The sequence below is a fragment of the Klebsiella sp. GG_Kp173 genome, assembly GCF_040062415.1.
In the GTDB taxonomy this organism is placed as follows: Bacteria; Pseudomonadota; Gammaproteobacteria; order Enterobacterales; family Enterobacteriaceae; genus Klebsiella; species Klebsiella quasipneumoniae.
This window is the reverse complement of record NZ_JBEAFZ010000025.1, coordinates 1-21,989: the sequence shown is the minus strand read 5'-3', so window position 1 is coordinate 21,989 and position 21,989 is coordinate 1. Positions and strand designations below refer to the sequence as shown.

The window sequence follows — 21,989 nt, the reverse complement described above, 5'->3', positions numbered from 1 at the left end:
AAAATAAACTTTTTCTCTGGCGTTTCCGCGATATAACATTGCCGGCATAACTTAGACTTATTTTGTATTTGAGGTGGCGAGGTGCTTCTTGTCATGCTACCGGTCCGCAACCACCTTCATCACAGGATCATAATAACAATGTCGCAGAAGAGAAAATTATTGCCTGCCGCGCTGGGACTGCTTTCCCTTGCCTCGCTGAGCGTCACTGCCGCGGACGCCCTCTCCTTACAGGGAAAAACCATTGGCGTTGCTGTAGTAGGCACCCAGCATTTCTGGGATCGCGAAGCTTTTAAAGGCGCGACAGAGGAAGTGGAGAAACTGGGGGGCAAAGTCATTGGCGTCGATGGCGGCCGCGATAATCAGGTGCATGCCAATAATCACGATATTTTACTGTCACGCAAGGTGGACGCGGTAATTAGTATTCTCGGCGACAGCGCCGTCGAACCCAAATTTAAAGCATTGCGTGATGCCGGTATCCCGGTATTTACCGTAGATCATGTTTCACAATATTCGGTCAATAATACCACCTCCGATAACTACACTCTGGGCTCCACCATCGGTCGCTACATGGCAGACGAATTAGGCGGTAAAGGTAATGTGGCCGTATTTAACGCGTTCTCCAGCGCGCTGCGTATTTGCGGAATTCGTTACGATCAGTGGAAATATGTCCTTAAGGATTACCCGGATATTCATATTATCCAGCCCGAGCTCGCGGAACAGTTCGCCAACTCGCCGGAAGACGCGCGGAAGAAAACCCTCGAATTACTCAGCCAGTATCCGAAAGGCAAACTGGACGCCATCCATGTCGCCTGCTGGGATCAACCGGCCATCGGTATCGTCCAGGCGCTGGAAGAGACCGGCCGTGATAAGGACGTGAAAGTGACGGCCATCGACGCCGGTCCGGAAACGCTGGAGATCATGGCGGAGCCCGGCAGTCCCTTCGTGGCTAACGTCGCGCAGCAGCCGCATCTGATCGGCCAGACCTCCGCCGACAACGTGGCCCGCTACTTTGCCGGTCAGAAACTGCCGGTGCAAACCTTTATCCCGGTGATACCGGTGAAAGGTCCGCAGGAAGCGAAAGCGGTGTATAAACAGTTGGGATACGGCGAACTGCAGTGATAAATCAACACCCTGGCGGGGAGCGCCCCGCCGCGGGTCTGGTCATGGACCAGATCGGCAAACGTTTTGCCAGCGTAATGGCGCTTAATGCGGTTACCCTGCGCCTCAATCCGGGGGAGATTCATGGCCTGATTGGCGAGAACGGCGCCGGTAAATCGACGCTGATCAAGATCCTCGCCGGCGTTTATCAGGCCGACAGCGGCAGCGCGACCCTCGACGGTCGCCCGCTGCCCCTCGGCAACCCGGCAGCCATCGAAGCCGCCGGCATCCGCGTTATCCACCAGGAGCTCAATCTGATCCCGCACTTTACCGTCGCGGAATCGGTGTTTCTGGGCCAGGAGTATCGCACCCGCTGGGGGGCGCTGGATCGCCGACGGATGAAGGCCGCCACGGCGCAATTTTTCCAGCAAAACTGGCAGTTGGCGATCGACCCCGAACGCCTGGTGCGAGACCTGAGCCTGGCCGAGCGCAAGCTGGTGCAGATTGCCCGCGCGCTAATCGACGGCGCGGCGCGGCTGGTGGTGTTCGACGAGCCCACCGCCCCCCTCGAGGCCCAGGAGGCCAGTCTGGTCACCTCCGCCATCCTGCGTCTGCGCGACCAGGGGATTGCCATTCTGTATATTTCCCACTACCTCAATGAGATAGCCAGCTTCTGCGACCGCGGCACTGTGCTGCGCAACGGGGAAGTGGTCGGTTACCCCGACCGCGACCTGCTGCAGAATACCGAGGCGCTGATCGCCATGATGGTCGGCCGGGAAATCGACCAGCTGTATACTCCGCGCCAGCGCCCGGCGGCAGACAACGGGGAGACTCCGCTGCTCTCGGTGCGCCAGCTGAGCGACGGACGGCAGCTGCAGGATCTCTCTTTTGATATTCACCCGGGGGAGATCGTCGGCGTCGCCGGCCTGCTCGGCGCCGGGCGCGATGTGCTGGTGGACTTACTCTACGGCTTGCGTCCGGCGGAGCGCGGCACTATCCATCTCGACGGCCTGCCGCGACGAATCCGTACGCCAAAGCAGGCGATCCGCGCCGGAATGGCGCTGGTCCCGCGCGACCGCCGCCATCAGGGGCTGATCCTGTCCTTCACCACCGCCGACAATATTAATCTCGCCTCGCTGCCGGAGACCGCCACCTTTGGCTGGGAGCGGCGGGGGATCGCCGAGAGGAAAGCGCGCGACTGGATAGAACAGCTGGCGATCCGCCCGGGTCGCCCGGCGCTGCCGGTACGCTACATGAGCGGCGGTAACCAGCAAAAAGCGATCCTCGCCCGCTGGCTCGGCACCGATGCCCGGCTGTTTATTCTCGATGAACCCACCCTCGGGGTTGATATCGGCGCCCGCCGCGATATTTATCAACGTACGCGCCAGCTGGCCGATAAAGGACGGGCGGTGCTGGTCTCCTCCAGCGACGCCACCGAACTGCTCGGACTATGCGACCGGATCCTCGTCCTCTGGCGCGGTGCGCTGGCGGCCAATCTGCCCACCCGCGGGCTGACCCTCGACGCCCTGCTGGTGGCGATCAACGGCGGACAGGAGCCTTCACCATGAGTACCGCTATCCAGCGTCGCGGCCGTCCGGGCCTGGCGACGCTTGTTGAAAAATTCCCCCTGATCCTGTTTCTGGCGCTGCTGGTGTGGCTGAGCGTGCAGTCGCCCTACTTCCTCAGCTGGCAAAATATCAGCCTGATGCTGGTCCAGAGCGTTCCGCTGGCGATCCTCTGTTTCGGCCTGGTCTGCGTCATCGCCGTTGGCGGAGATGACGTGGTCTCCGGCGGCATCGACCTCTCCCTGCCGGCGACGGCGGTGCTCGGCGTCGCGCTGCTGAGCCTCGGGCTGGCCGAATGGCACACACCGTATCTCCTGCTGCTGGCGCTGCTGGCGGCGGTTTGCCTGCTCTGCGGGGCGATCAACGGCTTCCTGGTGCTGGCGGCCGGCCTGCCGCCGCTGCTGGCTACCCTCTCGACCTCCGTGGCGTTTACCGGCCTGACGGACCTGCTGACCGGCCAGCGGCGCATCGCGGTCAGCGATCCGCTGATGGTCGCCTTTCGCGATAACAACCTCCTCGGCCTGCCCTGGCCGCTGGTCTATCTGCTGGGGGTATTTATCCTGTTCCAGTTCCTGCTCCATCACTCCCGCTTCGGTCAGCATGTGCAGGCGGTGGGCGGCAATCGCGATATGGCGCAGATGAGCGGCCTGAACGTGCGCCGCTTAACCCTGCAGGTCTGGCTGTTAGCCGGCATCGCCGCCGGGTTGGCTATTCTGCCGCTGCTCAGCCAGGGCTCCGGCAGCTCCAGCGGAACGGCCACGCCGCTGCTGCTGGAAACCGTGCTCGCGACCTTTATCGGCGCCGCCTTCTCCCGCCGTCGGGTGGTCACCATCTGGGGCGCGCTGCTGGGGGCGATTCTGGTTAACGCCCTCTCTAACGGGCTCGGCCTGCTGGGGGTCAATATCTTCTGGATGGGCGCCATTAAAGGCGGCCTGATCCTGGTGGTACTGGCGGCCTCGGCGGTCAGACACAAAGGAGGCGAGGCATGAGCCAAATCACCCTGAAAACTCCAGCTCCTGCAGAACAGACGGCCAGCAGCCCGCTGGCCTGGCTGTCGCGGGCCGGATTCGGCATCATCACCCTGCTGGCCATCGCCCTGTTCGGCTGGGCGAATCCAGTATTTTTAACCGTGGATAACTGGGCCAACCTGCTGCAGGGCAGCGCGATCCTGCTGATTGTGGCGATGGCGATGACCCTGATTGTCAGCGCCGGGGCGATTGACCTGTCGGTGGGCGTCGCGCTCGATTTCGGCGCCGCCTTCGCCCTCGTCGCCCTGAAAACCTGGCATCTGCCGTGGCAGGCGGCGGTGGGCTGCGCCCTGCTCGGCGGGGTGCTGATTGGCCTGCTCAATGCCTTTCTGATCCTCATCTGCCGGATCCGCCCCTTCCTCGCCACCCTCGGCACCTGGTTTATCGCCAGCAGCGCCGAACGTATCTATACCGATGGCGGCGGCGCGATAGCCTATCGGCGGATGGCTACTGAGTATCACGACCTGGCGGTGGGTAACCTTGGCGGGATCCCCACGCCGGTAGCGATCGTGCTGGCGCTGTGGCTGGCGGCCTGGCTGGTGACCGAGCGCACCCTGTGGGGCAAATATATCCGCGCCATCGGTCAGAACAGCGAGGCGGCGCGCATCGCCGGGATCCGCGATCGCCTGACCATGCTCGGCGTGCTGGTGGCCGCCTCAGCCCTCTGCGCCGTCGGCGGGGTGATCCTCTCCGCCAACCTGCGGCAATTTACCCCGCTGGCCGGGCAGTCTTACCTGATGGACGCCATTGCGGCGGTGTTTATCGGCACCGCCTTTAACCGTCTGGGCCGGGTCAGCATCGCCGGCACCCTCGGCGGCGTGCTGTTCCTCGCCATTATTGATAATGGTCTGAACCTGATGGGCCTCAATTATCTGGTGAAGGACGCGCTGGTCGGCGTGATTCTGGTGGTGGCCCTCGCCCTATCCTTCTGGCAGGCGCGTCTGCGCCAAACGCATCGCTAAACGGGAGAACGATGGCAACCTTTGACGCCGTATTTGTCGGCCTGACTATTCTGGATATCGCCGGGCGCCCGGTGGTGGCGATCCCGCCGCGCGGTGGCGTCGCTTTTATTGAGCAAATTCGCCTCAACCCCGCCGGCACCGCCGCGGGGGCTAATATTAACGCCGCGAAGCTCGGGATCCGCACCGCGGCGGTGGCCTGCCTGGGCGAAGATGAAAAGGCCGACTTTATCCTCGCCAGCTATGCCCGGCTGGGCATTGACTGCTCGCTTATCCAGCGCACCGCGCTGAAGGAGACCTCGGCGACGATCCTGCCGATTCGCCCCAACGGCGAACGTCCGGCCCTGCACTGTCGGGGCGCGTCTGACGCCCTGTTCGTCAGTGAAGCGGAATTTGACGCCGTCCTTGACTGTCGCTTCCTGCATCACGGCGGGACCGGACTGCTGGCGGCAATGGACCAGGGACAGAGCGCACGGCTGCTGCAGGCGGCCAAAGCGCGTGGAGTCACCACCAGCTTTGACCTTATCGCGCCGAATGAACACACCCTGGAACTGCTGCGGCCCCTGCTGCCGTCGGTAGATTATTTTATGCCTTCGCTGGAGGAAGCCGCCTTTCTCTCCGGGGAGACGCAGCCGGAGGCCATCGCCCGCTTCTTCTTTGCGCTGGGCGTGGGCACCTGCATTCTGAAAGACGGCGAGAACGGCTCCTGGCTTATCGGCCGCGATGGCGCGCTGGAGCATATTGCGCCGTGGCCCGTCGAGGCGGTGGATACCACCGGCTGCGGCGACAGCTACTGCGGCGGGTTTATTGCCGCGCTGGCGCGCGGGCTCAGCGTGAAAGCGGCGTGCGACGTCGCCTCGGCGGTGGCCGCGCTGGTGGCGACCGGGATGGGCTCGGATGCCGGAGTGGTAGACTGGGAACAGACCCAGGCTTTTATGGCGGCCCATCGCCCCTGACGTTGGACCCACGCCGCTGCAGGACGCGGCGGCGCAAGCGGCTTAACGCCACTGGTACAGCAGCGGCTCCCCGGCGACATAGCGCTGAAGATCGGCGGCAATCATCGCCGTGTGTTTGGCGATACTCTCCCGGGTGGCCCCGGCGATATGCGGCGTGATAATCACGTTATCGAACTCGGTGACAAAAGGGTGATCGCGCCACAGCGGTTCGCGATGATACACGTCCAGCGCCGCGCCGCCCAACGGGCCGTGACGCAGAGCCTCAATCAGCGCCGCTTCGTCGACCACCGCCGCGCGGGAGGTATTGATCAGCAGCGCGCCGGGCTTCATGCTGTTTAACAGCGCCGCATTCACCAGCCCGTCGCTGTGCGGCCCGCTGCTCAGATGCAGGCTGACGATATCCGCCTCACGGAACAGCGCCTCCAGGGTCGTTTTCTGTAACCCTGGCTCATTGATATCCTCTGCGGCGACGAACGGATCCACCACCCGCACCGCCATGCCGAACGCCCGGGCGATACGCGCCACCCGGCGGCCAATGTTGCCATACCCCACCAGGCCCAGCGTTTTATTGCGCAGTTCACCGCCCTTAAACACCTCATAGGGGCTTTCCGGACTCACGTCCCAGACCACATCCCGGCGCAGCCCCTGCTGGGTGGCGGCGGCGGCATTGTCAGCCTGCGTGAATTCCCCCCGCTTCAGCGCCGCATGGGATTGCGGAATATGGCGCGCCAGGCTGAGCATCAGGCCAAGCGTCAGCTCCGCGGCGGCATCGGCATTGCGCCCCGGGGTGTAGAGTACCCGGATGCCGCGCGCCTGCGCGGCCTGGGTATCGATATTCACCGGATTCGCGCGGGTACAGGCGATCACCTGCAGGCGCGGACAGGCGGCCATCACCGCATCCGTCACCTCATCATAGCTGGTCACCAGCACCTCAGCGTCGTGGGCCAGCTCAATCAGCTGACCGGCGCTGAGTTTCGGTTTGCCCAGCGCCCACCCTTCCACCAGCAGCTCACCCAGCTGGTGGAAGGCGCTAAGGTCGCCAGCATGCTCGGCGGTAAAAACGATTTTCATGGTTGTACTTCCTGAGAAAGACGTTGAAGAGCGGCCTGCCTGGCCTGCCATACCGGCAGCATCTGCTCACGCAGCAGGCGATAAACGGGATACAGCGCCGCGTAGCGGGCATGCGCCTGAGGGCGCGGCTGATAGCGGGTCTGCGCCAGCGGAGGCGTCTCGGCCAGCGCCGCGACGCTGCGGGCCGCCAGAATCGCCGCACCGCGCGCGCTTAGTTCATTAAAGGCGCTGGAGACCACCGTGCGCCCGGTACAGTCGGCGATAATCTGCAGCCAGGTGGCCGAGGCTGCGCCGCCGCCGGTCAGATACAGCTCGCCGCCCTGGGGATAACCCTGCAGCGCATCGACAATGGCGAAGGCCAGGCCTTCATACACCGCGCGCTGTAGTTCGGCGCGGGTGGTGTGCGGGCTAATGCCGATAAAGCCGGCCCGCGCGTCAGGGCTGTAAAACGGCGCGCGTTCGCCATTAAGATACGGCTGCCAGAAGACGCCGCCGCTGCCTGGCTCCACCTCCGCGATCGCCTGCTCCAGCCGACCCAGATCGGCGTCCAGCGAAATATGCTGCTGCAGCCAGTCAATGTTTGGCGTACCGGCCTGCATCGGAAACAGCGAGATCACCTGCCCGGCTTCGGTGTGAGTGACGAAGCGCGTCGCCTCGTTCACCGTCTGCGGACCGCGGCAAACGATTCCGGTACAGCAGGTGGTGCCGAGGATCGTGTAGATATCCCCTTCGTTGACCGCGCCGCAGCCCAGCGCGGCGCTACAGACATCCAGCGCCCCGGCGGCCACTGGCGTCGCGGCGGGCAGTCCGGTCAGCGCCGCCACCGCGTCGCTCAGCGTACCGGCCGGAGCGTCCGGGGCCAGCAGAGGGGGAAACAGCGGCAGCAGTTCGTCCAGCCCCATCTCGTTCATCACCACCGAGGACCAGCTGCCGCTCTGCTGATTGAGTAATGAGCTGCTGGCGTCCGTCAGTTCCAGCGCCGCCACGCCGGTCAGGCGAAAGCGGATCCAGTCCTTGGCGAAAAACAGATAGCGCGCGGCCGCCAGCCGCTCCGGCTGATACTGTTTCAGCCAGTACAGTTGCAGGCTGGTATTGCAGGGCTGCAGGTGGGTGCCGGTATCGGCGAAATAGCGGCGGTCAAAACCGGGCCGGCGCAGCAGGTCGCTCATCAGCTCGTGGCTGCGGGTATCGCTCCACAGGATCCCCGGCCCCACCGGTTCGCCCTGCGCATCGCTGAGCCAGACCCCCTCCCCTTGCCCGGCGAGGCCGATGGCCCGCAGCCGCCCCTCCTGCAGCGCCGGGTGGCGGGCAATCTGGCGCAGAATAGCCAGCACCGAATGCCACAGCTGGGTCATATCCTGTTCCGCGTAGCCATTGGCCGACAGGCGTGGGGAGGTGTTTTCCGCAGCGCTGGCGCGCGCGGTGAAATGCTGATCAAACAGCACCGCTTTCACCCGGGAGGTGCCGATATCGATACCAAGATAAAAATCCATACCTGCTCCGGCTCAGGGCTCGTAGCGGCGGCGCATCAGCTCGCACTCGAACAGGAACTCCAGCCCCTCCAGTTGCCGGCGGGCCTCCTGAATATCTTTCCCCCAGCAGGTCAGGCCATGTCCGCGCAGCAGAAAGCCGTAACGCAGCGGACGGGTTTGCGCATAATCGGCAATCCGCGCCGCCAGGGCGTCAATATCCTGATCGTTATCGAAGATGGCGACCGGAACGGTATCGAGATGGCTGTGCTGCCCGCTGAGGGTTTTCTGCATTTCATACCCCTGCAGCGCCAGCGTGTCGCTTTTTTCGATGCGCGACAGCACGGTGGCATTGACGGTATGCACATGCAGCACCACGTTGGCCTCCGGGAACAGGCGGTAGACCAGGGTGTGCAGGCCGGTCTCCGCCGACGGTTTCCGTCCGGAAGGGGCCTGGTTGGTGGCGATCTCCACCTGCAGAAAATCCTCGGTCGTCAGGCTGCCTTTATCGCGGCCCGACTCGCTTAGCCAGCACCAGGTATCATCCTGACGCACCGACATATTGCCGCCGGTCGCCGGCGCCCAGCCTTTCGCGCCGATCCAATGACAGGTGGTGACCAGTTGCGCGAGTCTTTCTTGCCACATAGCAGTTCCTTAGGTTAGCGATGATTTGTTTAGCCGTCTAAATGGCTATTTATCCGATACTAACACCGCTAACCGGAGGGAACAATATTTCAGGAAACACACATAAGACAAATGGTTATATCATAAATGCATATTAAATAACCTTTATTCACAGCAATTTAACCAACCGCAGTGAATCCGCTACGATCCCCTGCTGCCTGGCGCCACAACGCTGGCGGATTGTGCTGGCTGAAATTCTCCTTCTGCGCCAGGCATGCCGTCGCCGCCCTCCTCTGCCCCGGACTGGTGCAAAACCTGGCAGGATGCACACTAAAATGGCATTACTCCTCCTGAATCCCTCAATAACCGTGCACATTGCACACTATGCGCTATTCCTCATGCCCGGTTTTTCCTGGCACATCTCTTGCTACTTCCGGCAATCACCGCTCATCTACCAGCCAGAGGTTCCAGGATGTCAAACAGCAATGATTTTCCCCTCGTCGAAGCGCCCACCGCCGGACGCAAAGGCGTATTTTCCATCGCCATGGTGTTATTCAGCTTTACCTTTTTCACCGGCACGATGTTTGCCGGCGGCAAACTCGGCGTCTCCTTTTCCATCGTTAATCTGCTGTGGATAGCCGTCATCGGCAACGCCTTGCTGGCTCTCTATGCCGCGTCGCTGGGCTGGATCGCCGCGCGCAGCGGCCTGAATACGGTGCTGATGGGCCGGTTCTGCTTCGGGGAGATCGGCAGCAAGCTGGCCGATTTTATCCTTGGCTTTGCCGAGCTGGGCTGGTACGCCTGGGGGACCGCCACGGTCGCTATCTCGCTGGTGAAGATCCTCGCCCTGCCCGAGGCGCTGACCCAGCCGCTGATGGTGCTGTTTGGCATTCTGTTCTGCGTCACCGCGCTGGTGGGCTACAAGGGGCTGGACGCGCTGTCGCGCCTGTCGGTGCCGCTGATGTTCGTGCTGCTGGTGGTCTCCATGTATCTGGCGCTGCACCACGCCGGCGGCTGGCAGGCGATGACCCGCATTGCGCCGAGCGACACCATGACCTGGTCGGCGGCCATCACCATGGTCTTTGGCACTTTCGCCAGCGGCGCCACCCAGGCGACAAACTGGACCCGGCTGGCCAACTCCAGCCGGACCGCCATTCTCGCCAGCATGGGCAGCTTCCTCATCGGCAACGGGCTGATGATCGTCGCCGGCGCCTGGTGCGCCATCGTTTATCAACAGGCCGATATCGTCGAAGTTCTGATCCTGCAGGGGCTGTCAGTCGCCGCGGTGATCATGCTGTGTCTCAACCTGCTGACCATCCAGGGCCCCACCATCTATAACGTCTCCGCCGCCGCCTGCCATCTGCTGCGCAGCGAACGCCGCCGCACGCTGACCCTCGCCGCCGCCGGGGTGGGCATTGTGCTGGCCATTGGCGGGATGTACGAAATGCTGATCCCGTTCCTTGTGCTGCTGGGCAGCATTATCCCGCCCATTGGCGGGGTGATTCTCGCCGACTACTGGTTCGCCCGCGGCGGGCGCTATCCCTTGCTGCAGAACGCCCGCCTGCCGCGTTTTAACTGGCTGGGACTCGGCGCCTACGCCGCCGGCGCGGTGGTGGCTTATCTGTCACCGTGGATCGCGCCGCTGGTGGGGATCACCGTTTCCGCGCTGGTCTATATCGCCCTGACCATGGTCAGCAAACGTCAGCCTGCCGCCGTCGCGGAGCAAGAGCCATGAGCCTGACGGTCAGCGAACTTCTGGCCCTTGAGGGACTCTCCGCCCTGCGTTTGCGGGCGGGAAAGCAAGGGCTGCAGCGGGCGGTACGCTGGTACTACGTGGCGGAAAATGAGCATATCGCCGAGTGGATCATGGGCGGCGAGCTGGTCTTTATCACCGGCATCAACCATCCCCGGGATGAAGCCAACCTGATCCAGCTGCTGATGGAGGGCAAACAGCGCGGCATCGCCGGGATGGTGATCCTCACCGGCGAGGCCTATATCCACGCCATTCCCGCCACGCTGATCGCCCTCGCCGACGAGCTGGGCATTCCGCTGATCGAGCAGCCCTACCTGCTGAAGATGGTGATTGTCACCGAGCGGGTCGGCACCGCGCTGGTCCGCAGCGAAAACGCCCTGCAGTCGCAGCGCGACATCCTGATGCAGCTGGTCACCGGCGACTATCCGGACCTGCAGATGCTTCACCAGCGCGCCCTCCACCAGCAGCTCGATTTTACCCGCCCACTGCGGCTGGCGGCGCTGCGCCTGGAGGGGCTGTCCCGCCTGTTTCGCCAGTTCCCGCCCGAACAGGCCGAAGCCTGGCTGCAGCAGGCCCACCGCAGCGTGCGCCAGCAGCTGCAGCAGCAGCTCAACCAGCAGGGCAACCCCTTCCCGCTTCTGGAACGCAGCAACATGTTCCTTTTCCTGCTGCCGGATGAGGAGGGGGAAGACTTTCAGCAGAAAAAGTGGCTGCAGCAGTGGCTGCAGACGCTGGCGGAGGGGGAAGAGCGTTTGTCGCTGCTCTGCGGCCTCTCGGCGCCGGTCAGGCAGCTGCAGGGCTACCCGCGGGCGTTGTCGCAGGCGCGCCAGGCGCTGGATCTGTGCGATACCCTGCGGCCGACCCAGCGCATCAGCGACTATCAGCAGCTGGGGTTTATCAAACTGCTGTCCGCGGTCAGCGACCCGGCGCTGCTCAACGATTTTATGCACGACACCCTCGGCTGCCTGATCGAGCCGGGCCGTAAAGCGCCGTGGCTGCTGCTGGAGACCCTCGAGACGCTGCTGCAGGAGAACGGCAACGTGGTACGAGCCGCCGACCGGCTGGGTCTCCATCGCAACACCCTGCATCAGCGCATCCAGCGTATTGAAAAACTGACCGGCTACCCGGTCAGCCACCCTCAGTTTCATCTCAACGCCTCGGTCGCGCTGGTGATCTGGCGTTTATCGCAAAACCATTTACAGGACCAACCATGAAAATTGTTAACGCCCGCCTGCGCCGCCAGGAGGCGCTGTTTACCCTTGAGCTGCAGGACGGCATCATTCGCCGCATGACCGCTCAAACCGCGATGCAGACCGCCGACACCGGGGATATCGACGCCCAGGGTCGGCTGGCGATCCCGCCCTTCGTCGAGCCGCATATCCATCTTGACGCCACCCTTACCGCAGGCGAGCCGGAGTGGAACCGCAGCGGCACCCTGTTTGAAGGCATCACCCGCTGGAGCCAGCGCAAAGCGAGCATTACCCCGGAGGACACCCGCCAGCGGGCGCTGAAAACCATCGGCATGCTGCGCGATTTCGGCGTTCAGCACGTCCGGACCCATGTGGATGTCACCGACCCGTCGCTGGCGGCCCTGCAGGCGCTGCTGGCGGTGAAACAAGAGGCCGCCGATCTCATCGATCTGCAGATTGTCGCCTTTCCGCAGGAGGGGATCGAATCGTATCCCAACGGCAGGGAGCTGATGACGCGCGCCATCGAGATGGGCGCCGACGTGGTGGGCGGCATTCCGCACTATGAGAATACCCGCGACAAAGGGGTCAGCTCGGTGATGTTTTTGATGGACCTCGCCCAGCGCTATGGCCGCCTGGTGGATGTCCACTGCGATGAAATCGACGATCCGCAGTCGCGTTTCCTCGAAGTGCTGGCGGAAGAGGCCCGGGTGCGCGGTATGGGGGCGCAGGTTACCGCCAGCCACACCTGCGCGATGGGCTCTTATGACAACGCCTACTGTTCGAAGCTGTTTCGCCTGCTGAAAGCCTCGGGGATCAACTTTATCTCCTGCCCGACCGAAAGCATTCATCTGCAGGGCCGGTTTGACAGCTGGCCGAAACGGCGCGGCGTCACCCGGGTGGCGGAGCTGGATCGCGCCGGCATCAACGTCTGCTTTGCTCAGGACTCGATTCAGGATCCGTGGTATCCGCTGGGGAATGGCAATATCCTGCGCATTCTGGATGCCGGACTGCACATCTGCCATATGCTCGGCTATGACGATCTGCAGCGCTGTCTCGACTTCGTCACCGACAACAGCGCCCGGGCGCTTTGTCTGGGCGATAACTACGGCCTCGCCGAAGGCCGCCCGGCTAACCTGTTGATCCTCGATGCGGAAAACGACTATGAGGCCGTCCGCCGCCAGGCGCGAGTGCTGACCTCCATTCGCCACGGCAAGGTGATTTTGCAGCGTGAGGTGGAGCACATCCGCTACCCGGCATAAGGCGCAAGGCGCTGCGCGTCGGCGCCTTTCTGTGATACCTTTTCAGGCAGTGTGCGTGACCGACGCCCGTCCGGGCGTCGGCTTCCTGGAAAACAGACGGCGCGAAACGACGATGAGCGATAAAAAATGGATTAAGGCCGAGGACGTGGCCAGACTGGCCGGGGTCTCGCGCTCGGCGGTCTCCCGCACCTTCACCCCCGGCGCCTCGGTGTCGGAGAAGACCCGGCAGAAGGTGCTAAACGCCGCGGAAGCTCTGGGCTATCAGGTGAATATCATCGCCCGGACGATGATCACCGGCAGCAGTAATTTTATCGGCATCGTCACCGCCGGTTTCGACAACCCGTTTCGCAGCAAACTGCTGGCGCCGCTGGTCCATCAGCTGGCGCTCAACGGCTTTATGCCACTGCTGATGAACGCTGACGATCCGCAGCAGCTCGCCCCTTCGCTTAAGCAACTGCTGAGCTACCACGTCGCCGGGGTGATCATCACTTCCGGCGCGCCGCCGCTGTCGCTGGCGGAAGAGTATCTGGCGCGCAAGATCCCCGTCACCCTGATCAACCGTCATGCGGATCTCGCCGGCTGCGACCGGGTGTGCAGCGATAACGCCCAGGGGGCGAAGCTGGTGGCGGGCTTGTTCAGTCGTCGAGGCTGGCGGCAGGTTGGCTTTATAGGCGAAAATCGCGAGAACTTCAGCACCCGCCAGCGTTATGACGCTTTCATCGCGCAGACGTCGGGCATGACGGTGACCAGCCGCTTCTGCGACGGCGGCGGCTATCAGGCTGGCTACAAGGCTGCCAGAGAATTAGTTGCTGAAAACCCCGGGGTGCAAGCGCTGTTTTGCGCTACCGATATGCTGGCGCTGGGCGCCCAGGACGGCCTGCGGGACGCCGCTGCCCCACTGCCGGCCATCGTCGGCTTTGACGATATCCCGCAGGCGGACTGGCAACCCTACCAGCTTACCACCGTTCAGCAGAATACCGCCCTGCTGGCCCACCACGCGGTGGATCTGTTAATGACGCGGATCGCCCGCTTCAGCCTGCCCTCGCGCCATCGAGAAGTGCCGGTGAAATTAATTATTCGTCAAAGTGCGAAATGAAAAAATCATTTTATGCTGGAGCGATCACAGAATCTTCTGCGAAACCCGGCCACACTCATTCGGCCCTTCGGGGCTGTTTTTTTCACGCAAAATGCACACGTGTGCAAAATAGGGAGTCAATATGCAATCTCAGGAATCAGAAGCGCTACAGGCCCGCTACCGCCTGGCCTGCGAGCTGGCGAAAGCAGGGGCTGAGCTGGCGTTTGAATACTATCAGCAACGCGAAGCGCTGACCGTCGACCATAAAGGCGACGACCTGCAGGACGTGGTCAGCGTGGCCGATAAGCGGGTGGAGGCCTTTGTGAAACAGCGTATTCAGAGCGCGTTTCCGGAGGATGGCTTTCTCGGCGAAGAGAGCGGCGCCCGCCTGCCCGACGCGCGAGTGCTGTGGGTAGTCGACCCCATTGATGGCACCAGCTGTTTCCTCAACGGCCTGCACACCTGGTGCCTGTCGCTGGCGATCGTCGCCGACGGCGAACCGGTCATCGGCGTGGTCTACGACCCCAACCATCGCGAGCTGTTTCACGCCCTGCGGGGTCATGGCGCCTGGCTCAATGACGCCCCGATCCGTCCGCACCCCGCGGCGACGGTCAGGGAGGGAGTGATGGGCGTCGGCACCTCGCATCGCGTCACCCCGGCGGACTTTCTGCCGTTTCTGCAGGCGCTGCTCAGCGACGGCGGCATGTTTATCCGCAACGGCTCCGGCGCGCTGATGAGCGCCTGGGCGGCGGCAGGCCGGTTGATTGGCTACTACGAGCCGCACATGAACCCGTGGGACGCCCTGCCGGGGCTGGTGCTGATGCGCGAAGCGGGCGGCGCCAGCAACGATTTTCTGGCGCAGGAGGGGATCCAGCGCGGCAACCCGCTGCTGCTGGCCAGCTCAACGCTCTACCCGCAGCTGAAAAAGATGATCCCACAACCATTACATTAACCCTTACGGGTCAGGCTATTTCTGATTATGTACTCTACACAGTAACGATAACTTCCTTCACGGACGAACCACATCAATCAGTCAGGCCTCCGACCTGCGGAGAACCACCTATGTCTGGAATTATCGCTTTTTTCCGGGCGTCGCCGCCGAAAGCGGGCGCCGCGTTTGATGAACAGCGTTTTCGCCGGGTGCGCTGGCAAACTTTTATCGCCATGACCCTGGCCTACGTCACCTTTTACGTCTGCCGGTTATCCTTCACCGTCGCCAAAAGCGCGCTGGTGGAGTTGGGGATCACCCCGACGGAGCTCGGCATGATCGGCTCCACTCTGTTCTTCAGCTACGCCATCGGCAAGCTGGTCAATGGCTTTATCGCCGATCACGCCAACGTGGTGCGCTATATGAGCCTCGGTTTATTGCTCAGCGCCGGGATGAACCTGATGATGGGGATGACCACCAACGCCCTGCTGCTGGCCATCTTCTGGGGGATCAACGGCTGGGCGCAGTCGATGGGCGTCGGCCCCTGCGCGGTCTCGCTGGCGCGCTGGTACGGCGTTAAAGAGCGCGGCACCTTCTATGGCATCTGGTCGACGGCGCATAATATCGGCGAGGCCGTCACCTATATGGTGATCGCCGCGGTGATCGCCGGGTTTGGCTGGCAGATGGGCTACCTGTCCACCGCCGCGCTCGGCGCCGCCGGCGTGGTGCTGTTGGTGCTGTTCATGCACGATTCGCCGCAGAGCAGCGGCTTCCCGTCCATCAACGTCATCCGCGATGAACCGCAGGAGGAGGTCGAAGCCCGCGGCTCGGTGTTTAAAAACCAGCTGCTGGCGCTGCGCAACCCGGCGCTGTGGACCCTCGCCCTCGCCTCCGCCTTTATGTACATCGACCGCTACGCCGTCAACTCCTGGGGGATCTTCTTCCTCGAGCAGGATAAAGCCTATTCCACACTGGAGGCATCCGGGATTATCGGCGTCAACGCCATCGCCGGCATCGCCGGGACCATCATTGCCGGCATGCTCTCCGACCGCTTTTTCCCGCGCAACCGCAGCGTGATGGCCGGGTTTATCAGCCTGCTGAACACCGCCGGCTTCGCCCTGATGCTCTGGTCGCCGCACAATTATTACACTGATATTCTGGCGATGATTATCTTCGGGGCCACCATTGGCGCTCTGACCTGCTTCCTCGGCGGGTTGATCGCCGTCGATATCTCCTCGCGCAAAGCGGCGGGGGCCGCGCTCGGCACCATCGGCATCGCCAGCTACGCCGGCGCCGGCCTGGGCGAGTTTCTCACCGGGATCATTATTGATAAAACAGCTATCCTTGAGAACGGCAAAACGCTGTATGATTTCAGCACGTTGGCGCTGTTCTGGGTGGGTACCGGTCTGGGTTCCGCGCTACTCTGTTTTACCACTGCCGCCATCGTCGCCTGGCGCCATGCCGTCGAACGGCAGACCTCGTTCTCCTCATAACCGATTAACGAATTAAGGAAGAAGATATGATGCCTGCAAGACATCAGGGGCTGTTACGCCTGTTTATCGCCTGCGCGCTGCCGCTGCTGGCGCTGCAATCAGCCGCCGCCGCAGACTGGCAGCTGGAGAAAGTGGTGGAGCTTAGCCGCCACGGCATTCGTCCGCCGACGGCCGGCAACCGGGAAGCCATCGAGGCCGCCACCGGACGCCCATGGACCGAGTGGACCACCCATGACGGCGAGCTCACCGGTCATGGCTATGCCGCCGTGGTCAACAAAGGGCGTGAGGAAGGCCAGCACTATCGCCAGCTCGGCCTGCTGCAGGCGGGATGCCCGACGGCGGAGTCGATTTACGTGCGCGCCAGTCCGCTGCAGCGGACGCGGGCGACCGCCCAGGCGCTGGTGGATGGCGCCTTCCCCGGCTGTGGCGTCGCTATCCATTACGTCAGCGGGGATGCCGATCCGCTGTTTCAGACCGACAAGTTCGCCGCCACGCAAACCGACCCCGCCCGCCAGCTGGCGGCGGTGAAAGAGAAGGCCGGGGATCTGGCGCAGCGTCGGCAGGCGCTGGCGCCGACTATCCAGCTATTGAAACAGGCGGTTTGCCAGGCCGATAAGCCCTGCCCGATCTTCGATACACCATGGCAGGTCGAGCAGAGCAAAAGCGGGAAGACCACCATTAGCGGACTTAGCGTGATGGCCAATATGGTGGAAACGCTGCGTCTCGGCTGGAGTGAAAACCTGCCTCTCAGCCAGCTGGCGTGGGGCAAGATCGCCCAGGCCAGTCAGATCACAGCCCTGCTGCCGCTGTTAACGGAAAACTACGATCTGAGTAACGACGTGCTGTATACCGCGCAAAAACGCGGGTCGGTGCTGCTCAACGCCATGCTCGACGGCGTCAAACCAGAGGCGAGTCCGAACGTACGCTGGCTGCTGCTGGTGGCACATGACACCAACATCGCCATGGTGCGCACGCTGATGAACTTTAGCTGGCAGCTGCCGGGCTACAGCCGGGGGAATATCCCGCCGGGCAGTAGCCTGGTGCTGGAGCGCTGGCGCGACGCGAAGAGCGGGGAACGCTATCTGCGGGTCTATTTCCAGGCGCAAGGCCTCGACGACCTGCGTCGTCTGCAGACCCCGGACGCGCAGCACCCGATGCTGCGTCAGGAGTGGCGTCAGCCGGGCTGCCGTCAGACCGACGTCGGTACGCTGTGCCCCTTCCAGGCGGCCATCACCGCGCTGGGTCAGCGTATCGATCGGCCCTCCGCCCCGACGGTAGCGATGGTCCTGCCGTAGCGGCGTTTGCCCGGGCCCGGGAAAACCGTTTTTTCCAGGCCCGGCACGGTGTCCGTTATCCGTTATCCGGCGCAAACGCCCCGGCGGAGACCTGCGCCGGGGTGACCACCCCGCTGTCCAGCACCCAGCCGCTTATCAGCCCAGCAGGCGTGACATCGAACGCCGGATTGTACACGGCGGCCCCGGTCGGCGCCCACTGTACCGCGCCAAAGCTGCCCGCCACTCCGGTCACTTCGGCCGCGGCGCGCTGCTCAATGGGAATGGCCGCCCCGTTCGGGCAATGGCGGTCGAGGGTCGTCTGCGGCGCAGCGACGTAAAACGGGATCTGGTGGTAATGGGCCAATACCGCCAGGGAATAGGTGCCGATTTTATTCGCCACGTCGCCGTTGGCGGCGATGCGGTCGGCGCCGACCCACACCGCATCCACCTTCCCTTTCGCCATCAGGCTGGCGGCCATTGAATCGGCGATCAGCTGATAGGGCACGCCCAGCTCGCCCAGCTCCCAGGCGGTTAAACGACCGCCCTGCAGCAGCGGCCGGGTTTCATCGACCCACACGCTGGCCACTTTTCCCTGCTGATGCGCCAGCGCAATGACCCCCAGGGCGGTACCTACCCCGGCGGTCGCCAGGCCACCGGTGTTGCAGTGGGTCAGCAGTCGACTGTCGGGCTTCACCAGCGCACTACCCGCCTCAGCGATGCGGTCGCACAGCTGTTTATCTTCTTCGACCAGACGCAAGGCTTCCGCTTCCAGCGCCTGCGGGTAATCCTCCCGGGCCAGCGCCTGCTTCATGCGATCCAGATTATTCATCAGGTTGACCGCCGTCGGCCGCGCAGCGCGCAGCGTCTCCAGCGCCTGCTGGAGTTCATCCCGGCTCAGGCCGCGCTGGGCCAGCAGGGCCAGCAGCAGGCTGGCGGACAGGCCAATCAACGGCGCGCCGCGCACCCGCAGGGCGTGAATATGGTCCACCAGCAGCGCAACGTTATCCGCCGCCAGCCAGCGTTTTTCCTGCGGCAAGGCCTGCTGGTCGAGAATAAAAAGCTGATTTTCACTCACCCGCAGGCTGGTGGTCTGTAATGTCTGCATGTCGTTAAATCCCTGTTGCGTTGTTGTATCACATTGTGTCAGGATGGAATCCAGAAGTATAGACGTCTGAACGGCTTAATCAGAAATCGAGGATCGAGGCAATGTCGCAATACCATACCTTCACCGCCCATGACGCCGTGGCTTACGCGCAGCAGTTCGCTGGCATCGACAACCCATCTGAGCTGGTCAGCGCGCAGGAAGTGGGCGATGGCAACCTCAATCTGGTGTTTAAAGTGTTCGATCGCCAGGGCGTCAGCCGGGCGATCGTCAAACAGGCCCTGCCCTACGTGCGCTGCGTCGGCGAATCCTGGCCGCTGACCCTCGACCGCGCCCGTCTCGAAGCGCAGACCCTGGTCGCCCACTATCAGCACAGCCCGCAGCACACGGTAAAAATCCATCACTTTGATCCCGAGCTGGCGGTGATGGTGATGGAAGATCTTTCCGACCACCGCATCTGGCGCGGGGAGCTTATCGCTAACGTCTACTACCCTCAGGCGGCCCGTCAGCTTGGCGACTATCTGGCGCAGGTGCTGTTTCACACCAGCGATTTCTATCTTCATCCCCACGAGAAAAAAGCGCAGGTAGCGCAGTTTATTAACCCGGCGATGTGCGAGATCACCGAGGATCTGTTCTTTAACGACCCGTATCAGATCCACGAGCGCAATAACTACCCGGCGGAGCTGGAGGCCGATGTCGCCGCCCTGCGCGACGACGCTCAGCTTAAGCTGGCGGTGGCGGCGCTGAAGCACCGTTTCTTTGCCCATGCGGAAGCGCTGCTGCACGGCGATATTCACAGCGGGTCGATCTTCGTTGCCGAAGGCAGCCTGAAGGCCATCGACGCTGAGTTCGGCTACTTCGGCCCCATCGGCTTCGATATCGGCACTGCCATCGGCAACCTGCTGCTGAACTACTGCGGCCTGCCGGGCCAGCTCGGCATTCGCGATGCCGCCGCCGCGCGCGAGCAGCGGCTGAACGACATCCACCAACTGTGGACCACCTTTGCCGAGCGCTTCCAGGCGCTGGCGGCGGAGAAAACCCGCGACGCGGCGCTGGCTTACCCCGGCTATGCCTCCGCCTTTCTGAAAAAGGTGTGGGCGGACGCGGTCGGCTTCTGCGGCAGCGAACTGATCCGCCGCAGCGTCGGACTGTCGCACGTCGCGGATATCGACACTATCCAGGACGACGCCATGCGTCATGAGTGCCTGCGCCACGCCATTACCCTGGGCAGAGCGCTGATCGTGCTGGCCGAGCGTATCGACAGCGTCGACGAGCTGCTGGCGCGAGTGCGCCAGTACAGCTGAGTGCGGCCTGTTTTCCCTCACCCCAACCCTCTCCCACAGGGAGAGGGAGCAAGCCCTAAAAAGTGCAATCTTCAGGGATTGCCCGGCGGCGCTACGCTTGCGCGGGCCTACAGATAACCGCATAACGGTTTGATGTTGCAGTCTTTCGTAGGCCGGGTAAGGCGAAAGCCGCCACCCGGCAGAAATGCGGGCACAATTTTGCTTTTACCCTGCCCTCACCCCGGCCCTCTCCCACAGGGAGAGGGAGCAAAGCCTAAAAAAGTGCAATTTTCTGGGATTGCCTGGCGGCGCTGCGCTTGCGCGGGCTTACAGATAACCGCATAACGATTTGATCTTGCAGTCTTTCGTAGGCCGGGTAAGCCGCCACCCGGCAGAAATGCGGGCACAATTTTGCGTTGACCTTGCCCTCACCCCGGCCCTATCCCACAGGGAGAGGGGGCAAAACCTAAAAAAGTGCAATTTTCTGGGATTGCCCGGCGGCGCTGCGCTTGCGCGGGCCTACAGATAACCGCATAACGGTTTGATGTTGCAGTCTTTCGTAGGCCGGGTAAGGCGAAAGCCGCCACCCGGCAGAAATGCGGGCACAATTTTGCTTTTACCTTGCCCTTACCCCAGATACTCAATCACCGACAGCCCGCCGTTGTAATCGGTGCTGTAGATAATTCCCTGGGCATCGACAAACACATCGCAGGACTGAATTACCCGCGGGCGGGCGGGACGGGTATCCATCATTTTCTCAGGAGCAGCCGGCACCAGCGCCCCGGTCTCCACCGGGCGATAAGGATTAGAAATGTCGTACGCCCGCACGCCGGCATTCTGATACGTGGCGAAGATAAGCGTTGAGCTGACAAAGCTCCCCGGCCGGTTCTCATGCAGATTGTGCGGGCCAAAATGCGCCCCTTTCGCCACATAGTCGATTTCATCCGGCTGTGGGAAAGTCGAGATACTCACCGGGTTCGCCGGCTCGCGGATATCAAACAGCCAGATCAGCTTCTCGCCGTCCTCCTGGTTGTCGAGCACCGCTTCATCCAGCACCACCAGCAGATCGCGATCCGGCAGCGGCAGCGCGGTATGCGTTCCGCCGCCGAACGGCGGGCTCCAGTTGCGATGGCTAATTAGCGTCGGCTGGGTTCGGTCTTTGACGTCCAGCAGCGTCAGGCCGCCGTCGCGCCAGCTGCCGTAGGCGGTATCCCCGGCAATAATGGCGTGGTGCAGCGCATAGCGTTTGCCCTGCGGCCAGTCCGGTGTTTCGCCGCCTGCCTGGTGCATCCCCGGCAGCCACCAGCGCCCGGCAACCTGCGGTTTACGCGGATCGGCCAGATCGATGGTCAGGAAGATGTAGTCGGTAAAACCGTCGATCAGCGCGGACACATACGCCCAGCGGCCGCCGACGTACCAGATGCGGTGAATACCGATGCCGTTAAGCGACAGAAAGCCAATTTCACGCGGCTTATCCGGCGTGGAGATATCAAACACGCGCAGCCCGGCGCTCCAGCCTTTGTCCTGCACATCGCTGACTGTGTCACCCACCGATCGGGTGTAGTACACCTTCTCATCGGCAAAACGGGCGTCGGCAAACAGGTCCCGGGCGTTGATCACCAGCAGCAGATCGTCATGCGCCTGGAGGTGCACGTTCCAGGTGCCCGACGGCGCGGCAATATAGTTGACCGTAGTGGGCCGGGTCGGATCGCGAACATCGACCACGGAAAAACCCTGCGACACCATATGGCCGATATAGGCGAATCCGCGGTGCACCATCAGTTGCACGCCGTCCGGACGACCGCCCTGGACGCCCTTCTAAGAGTCAAGCTGTTATCGGGATACTGTTGATCCGCCTGTTT

General features: G+C 62.8%; 18 protein-coding genes. 13 read left to right on the top strand and 5 right to left on the bottom strand.

Translation table 11 applies throughout. The annotated features are described in order from the left end of the window. The first annotated feature begins 138 nt into the window (after positions 1-138). From ABLU50_RS13475 to ABLU50_RS13455, 5 genes are read left to right on the top strand one after another with little or no spacing between them, the layout of a single operon-like run. The gene (locus tag ABLU50_RS13475) at positions 139-1,119 is read left to right on the top strand and encodes a sugar ABC transporter substrate-binding protein (protein ID WP_008805613.1); all 981 of its coding nucleotides are present in this window, start codon (positions 139-141) and stop codon (positions 1,117-1,119) included. 44 nt (positions 1,120-1,163) lie between these two features. Further along, the gene (locus ABLU50_RS13470; RefSeq protein ID WP_176391528.1) at positions 1,164-2,666 is read left to right on the top strand and encodes a sugar ABC transporter ATP-binding protein; all 1,503 of its coding nucleotides are present in this window, start codon (positions 1,164-1,166) and stop codon (positions 2,664-2,666) included. Next, a complete protein-coding gene (locus ABLU50_RS13465) occupies positions 2,663-3,652 on the top strand; it encodes an ABC transporter permease (RefSeq protein ID WP_087832425.1) in 990 nt (329 codons plus the stop codon). Before ABLU50_RS13470 ends, ABLU50_RS13465 begins: the two co-directional genes overlap by 4 nt. Beyond that, positions 3,649-4,653, top strand: coding sequence for an ABC transporter permease (locus ABLU50_RS13460; protein ID WP_087832424.1), 1,005 nt, complete (start codon positions 3,649-3,651; stop codon positions 4,651-4,653). Before ABLU50_RS13465 ends, ABLU50_RS13460 begins: the two co-directional genes overlap by 4 nt. Before the next feature lie 11 nt (positions 4,654-4,664). Then, positions 4,665-5,606, top strand: a complete 942-nt coding sequence (locus tag ABLU50_RS13455) for a sugar kinase (protein WP_023288809.1) — start codon at positions 4,665-4,667, stop codon at positions 5,604-5,606. Positions 5,607-5,648: 42 nt separating this feature from the next. On the opposite strand, the gene ABLU50_RS13450 is transcribed toward ABLU50_RS13455, so the two are convergent. From ABLU50_RS13450 to ABLU50_RS13440, 3 genes are read right to left on the bottom strand one after another with little or no spacing between them, the layout of a single operon-like run. Further along, entirely contained in the window at positions 5,649-6,677 is a 1,029-nt protein-coding gene (locus tag ABLU50_RS13450) for a 2-hydroxyacid dehydrogenase (protein ID WP_087832423.1), read from the bottom strand. Then, positions 6,674-8,170 (bottom strand): FGGY-family carbohydrate kinase, encoded by a 1,497-nt coding sequence (locus tag ABLU50_RS13445; RefSeq protein ID WP_323083833.1) that lies wholly within the window; start codon positions 8,168-8,170, stop codon positions 6,674-6,676. Before ABLU50_RS13445 ends, ABLU50_RS13450 begins: the two co-directional genes overlap by 4 nt. Positions 8,171-8,182: 12 nt before the next feature. Continuing rightward, positions 8,183-8,791, bottom strand: a complete 609-nt coding sequence (locus ABLU50_RS13440) for a methylthioribulose 1-phosphate dehydratase (RefSeq protein ID WP_008805607.1) — start codon at positions 8,789-8,791, stop codon at positions 8,183-8,185. A gap of 451 nt (positions 8,792-9,242) precedes the next feature. On the opposite strand from ABLU50_RS13440, the gene codB reads away from it, so the two are divergent. The 7 genes from codB to ABLU50_RS13405 all read left to right on the top strand — a co-directional run bounded on the left by codB (position 9,243) and on the right by ABLU50_RS13405 (position 17,763). Then, entirely contained in the window at positions 9,243-10,505 is a 1,263-nt protein-coding gene (codB, locus tag ABLU50_RS13435) for a cytosine permease (RefSeq protein ID WP_017899073.1), read from the top strand. After that, positions 10,502-11,737 (top strand): PucR family transcriptional regulator ligand-binding domain-containing protein, encoded by a 1,236-nt coding sequence (locus tag ABLU50_RS13430; protein ID WP_004885804.1) that lies wholly within the window; start codon positions 10,502-10,504, stop codon positions 11,735-11,737. Before codB ends, ABLU50_RS13430 begins: the two co-directional genes overlap by 4 nt. Then, positions 11,734-12,972, top strand: coding sequence for a cytosine deaminase (codA, locus tag ABLU50_RS13425; protein WP_049115729.1), 1,239 nt, complete (start codon positions 11,734-11,736; stop codon positions 12,970-12,972). Before ABLU50_RS13430 ends, codA begins: the two co-directional genes overlap by 4 nt. Positions 12,973-13,117: 145 nt before the next feature. Next, on the top strand, positions 13,118-14,068 hold the full coding sequence (locus ABLU50_RS13420; protein ID WP_176391527.1) for a LacI family DNA-binding transcriptional regulator: 951 nt from the start codon (positions 13,118-13,120) through the stop codon (positions 14,066-14,068). 121 nt (positions 14,069-14,189) lie between these two features. Then, the gene (locus ABLU50_RS13415) at positions 14,190-14,999 is read left to right on the top strand and encodes an inositol monophosphatase (protein WP_043521680.1); all 810 of its coding nucleotides are present in this window, start codon (positions 14,190-14,192) and stop codon (positions 14,997-14,999) included. 110 nt (positions 15,000-15,109) lie between these two features. Further along, positions 15,110-16,468, top strand: coding sequence for an MFS transporter (locus ABLU50_RS13410; protein ID WP_087832422.1), 1,359 nt, complete (start codon positions 15,110-15,112; stop codon positions 16,466-16,468). A 26-nt stretch (positions 16,469-16,494) separates the two neighbouring features. Beyond that, positions 16,495-17,763, top strand: coding sequence for a histidine phosphatase family protein (locus ABLU50_RS13405; RefSeq protein WP_004885793.1), 1,269 nt, complete (start codon positions 16,495-16,497; stop codon positions 17,761-17,763). A 55-nt stretch (positions 17,764-17,818) separates the two neighbouring features. Here the strand turns inward: ABLU50_RS13405 and mtnA are convergent, their stop codons facing one another. Then, positions 17,819-18,847 (bottom strand): S-methyl-5-thioribose-1-phosphate isomerase, encoded by a 1,029-nt coding sequence (mtnA, locus tag ABLU50_RS13400; RefSeq protein ID WP_087832421.1) that lies wholly within the window; start codon positions 18,845-18,847, stop codon positions 17,819-17,821. Between the two features lie 101 nt (positions 18,848-18,948). Here mtnA and mtnK point away from each other — a divergent pair, with 101 nt between their 5' ends. Beyond that, positions 18,949-20,148, top strand: a complete 1,200-nt coding sequence (gene mtnK / locus ABLU50_RS13395; protein ID WP_004151657.1) for an S-methyl-5-thioribose kinase — start codon at positions 18,949-18,951, stop codon at positions 20,146-20,148. Between the two features lie 606 nt (positions 20,149-20,754). On the opposite strand, the gene ABLU50_RS13390 is transcribed toward mtnK, so the two are convergent. Then, positions 20,755-21,906, bottom strand: a complete 1,152-nt coding sequence (locus tag ABLU50_RS13390) for an LVIVD repeat-containing protein (RefSeq protein ID WP_348864794.1) — start codon at positions 21,904-21,906, stop codon at positions 20,755-20,757. Positions 21,907-21,989: the final 83 nt, after the last annotated feature.

What these genes read in the sequence shown, in the direction of transcription:
- ABLU50_RS13475 (WP_008805613.1), top strand. Translation starts at nt 139, where the DNA reads ATGTCGCAGAAGAGAAAATTATTGCCTGCCGCGCTGGGACTGCTTTCC.
- ABLU50_RS13470 (WP_176391528.1), top strand. Translation starts at nt 1,164, where the DNA reads ATGGACCAGATCGGCAAACGTTTTGCCAGCGTAATGGCGCTTAATGCG.
- ABLU50_RS13465 (WP_087832425.1), top strand. Translation starts at nt 2,663, where the DNA reads ATGAGTACCGCTATCCAGCGTCGCGGCCGTCCGGGCCTGGCGACGCTT.
- ABLU50_RS13460 (WP_087832424.1), top strand. Translation starts at nt 3,649, where the DNA reads ATGAGCCAAATCACCCTGAAAACTCCAGCTCCTGCAGAACAGACGGCC.
- ABLU50_RS13455 (WP_023288809.1), top strand. Translation starts at nt 4,665, where the DNA reads ATGGCAACCTTTGACGCCGTATTTGTCGGCCTGACTATTCTGGATATC.
- ABLU50_RS13450 (WP_087832423.1), bottom strand. Translation starts at nt 6,677, where the DNA reads ATGAAAATCGTTTTTACCGCCGAGCATGCTGGCGACCTTAGCGCCTTC.
- ABLU50_RS13445 (WP_323083833.1), bottom strand. Translation starts at nt 8,170, where the DNA reads ATGGATTTTTATCTTGGTATCGATATCGGCACCTCCCGGGTGAAAGCG.
- ABLU50_RS13440 (WP_008805607.1), bottom strand. Translation starts at nt 8,791, where the DNA reads ATGTGGCAAGAAAGACTCGCGCAACTGGTCACCACCTGTCATTGGATC.
- codB (WP_017899073.1), top strand. Translation starts at nt 9,243, where the DNA reads ATGTCAAACAGCAATGATTTTCCCCTCGTCGAAGCGCCCACCGCCGGA.
- ABLU50_RS13430 (WP_004885804.1), top strand. Translation starts at nt 10,502, where the DNA reads ATGAGCCTGACGGTCAGCGAACTTCTGGCCCTTGAGGGACTCTCCGCC.
- codA (WP_049115729.1), top strand. Translation starts at nt 11,734, where the DNA reads ATGAAAATTGTTAACGCCCGCCTGCGCCGCCAGGAGGCGCTGTTTACC.
- ABLU50_RS13415 (WP_043521680.1), top strand. Translation starts at nt 14,190, where the DNA reads ATGCAATCTCAGGAATCAGAAGCGCTACAGGCCCGCTACCGCCTGGCC.
- ABLU50_RS13410 (WP_087832422.1), top strand. Translation starts at nt 15,110, where the DNA reads ATGTCTGGAATTATCGCTTTTTTCCGGGCGTCGCCGCCGAAAGCGGGC.
- ABLU50_RS13405 (WP_004885793.1), top strand. Translation starts at nt 16,495, where the DNA reads ATGATGCCTGCAAGACATCAGGGGCTGTTACGCCTGTTTATCGCCTGC.
- mtnA (WP_087832421.1), bottom strand. Translation starts at nt 18,847, where the DNA reads ATGCAGACATTACAGACCACCAGCCTGCGGGTGAGTGAAAATCAGCTT.
- mtnK (WP_004151657.1), top strand. Translation starts at nt 18,949, where the DNA reads ATGTCGCAATACCATACCTTCACCGCCCATGACGCCGTGGCTTACGCG.
- ABLU50_RS13390 (WP_348864794.1), bottom strand. Translation starts at nt 21,906, where the DNA reads ATGGTGCACCGCGGATTCGCCTATATCGGCCATATGGTGTCGCAGGGT.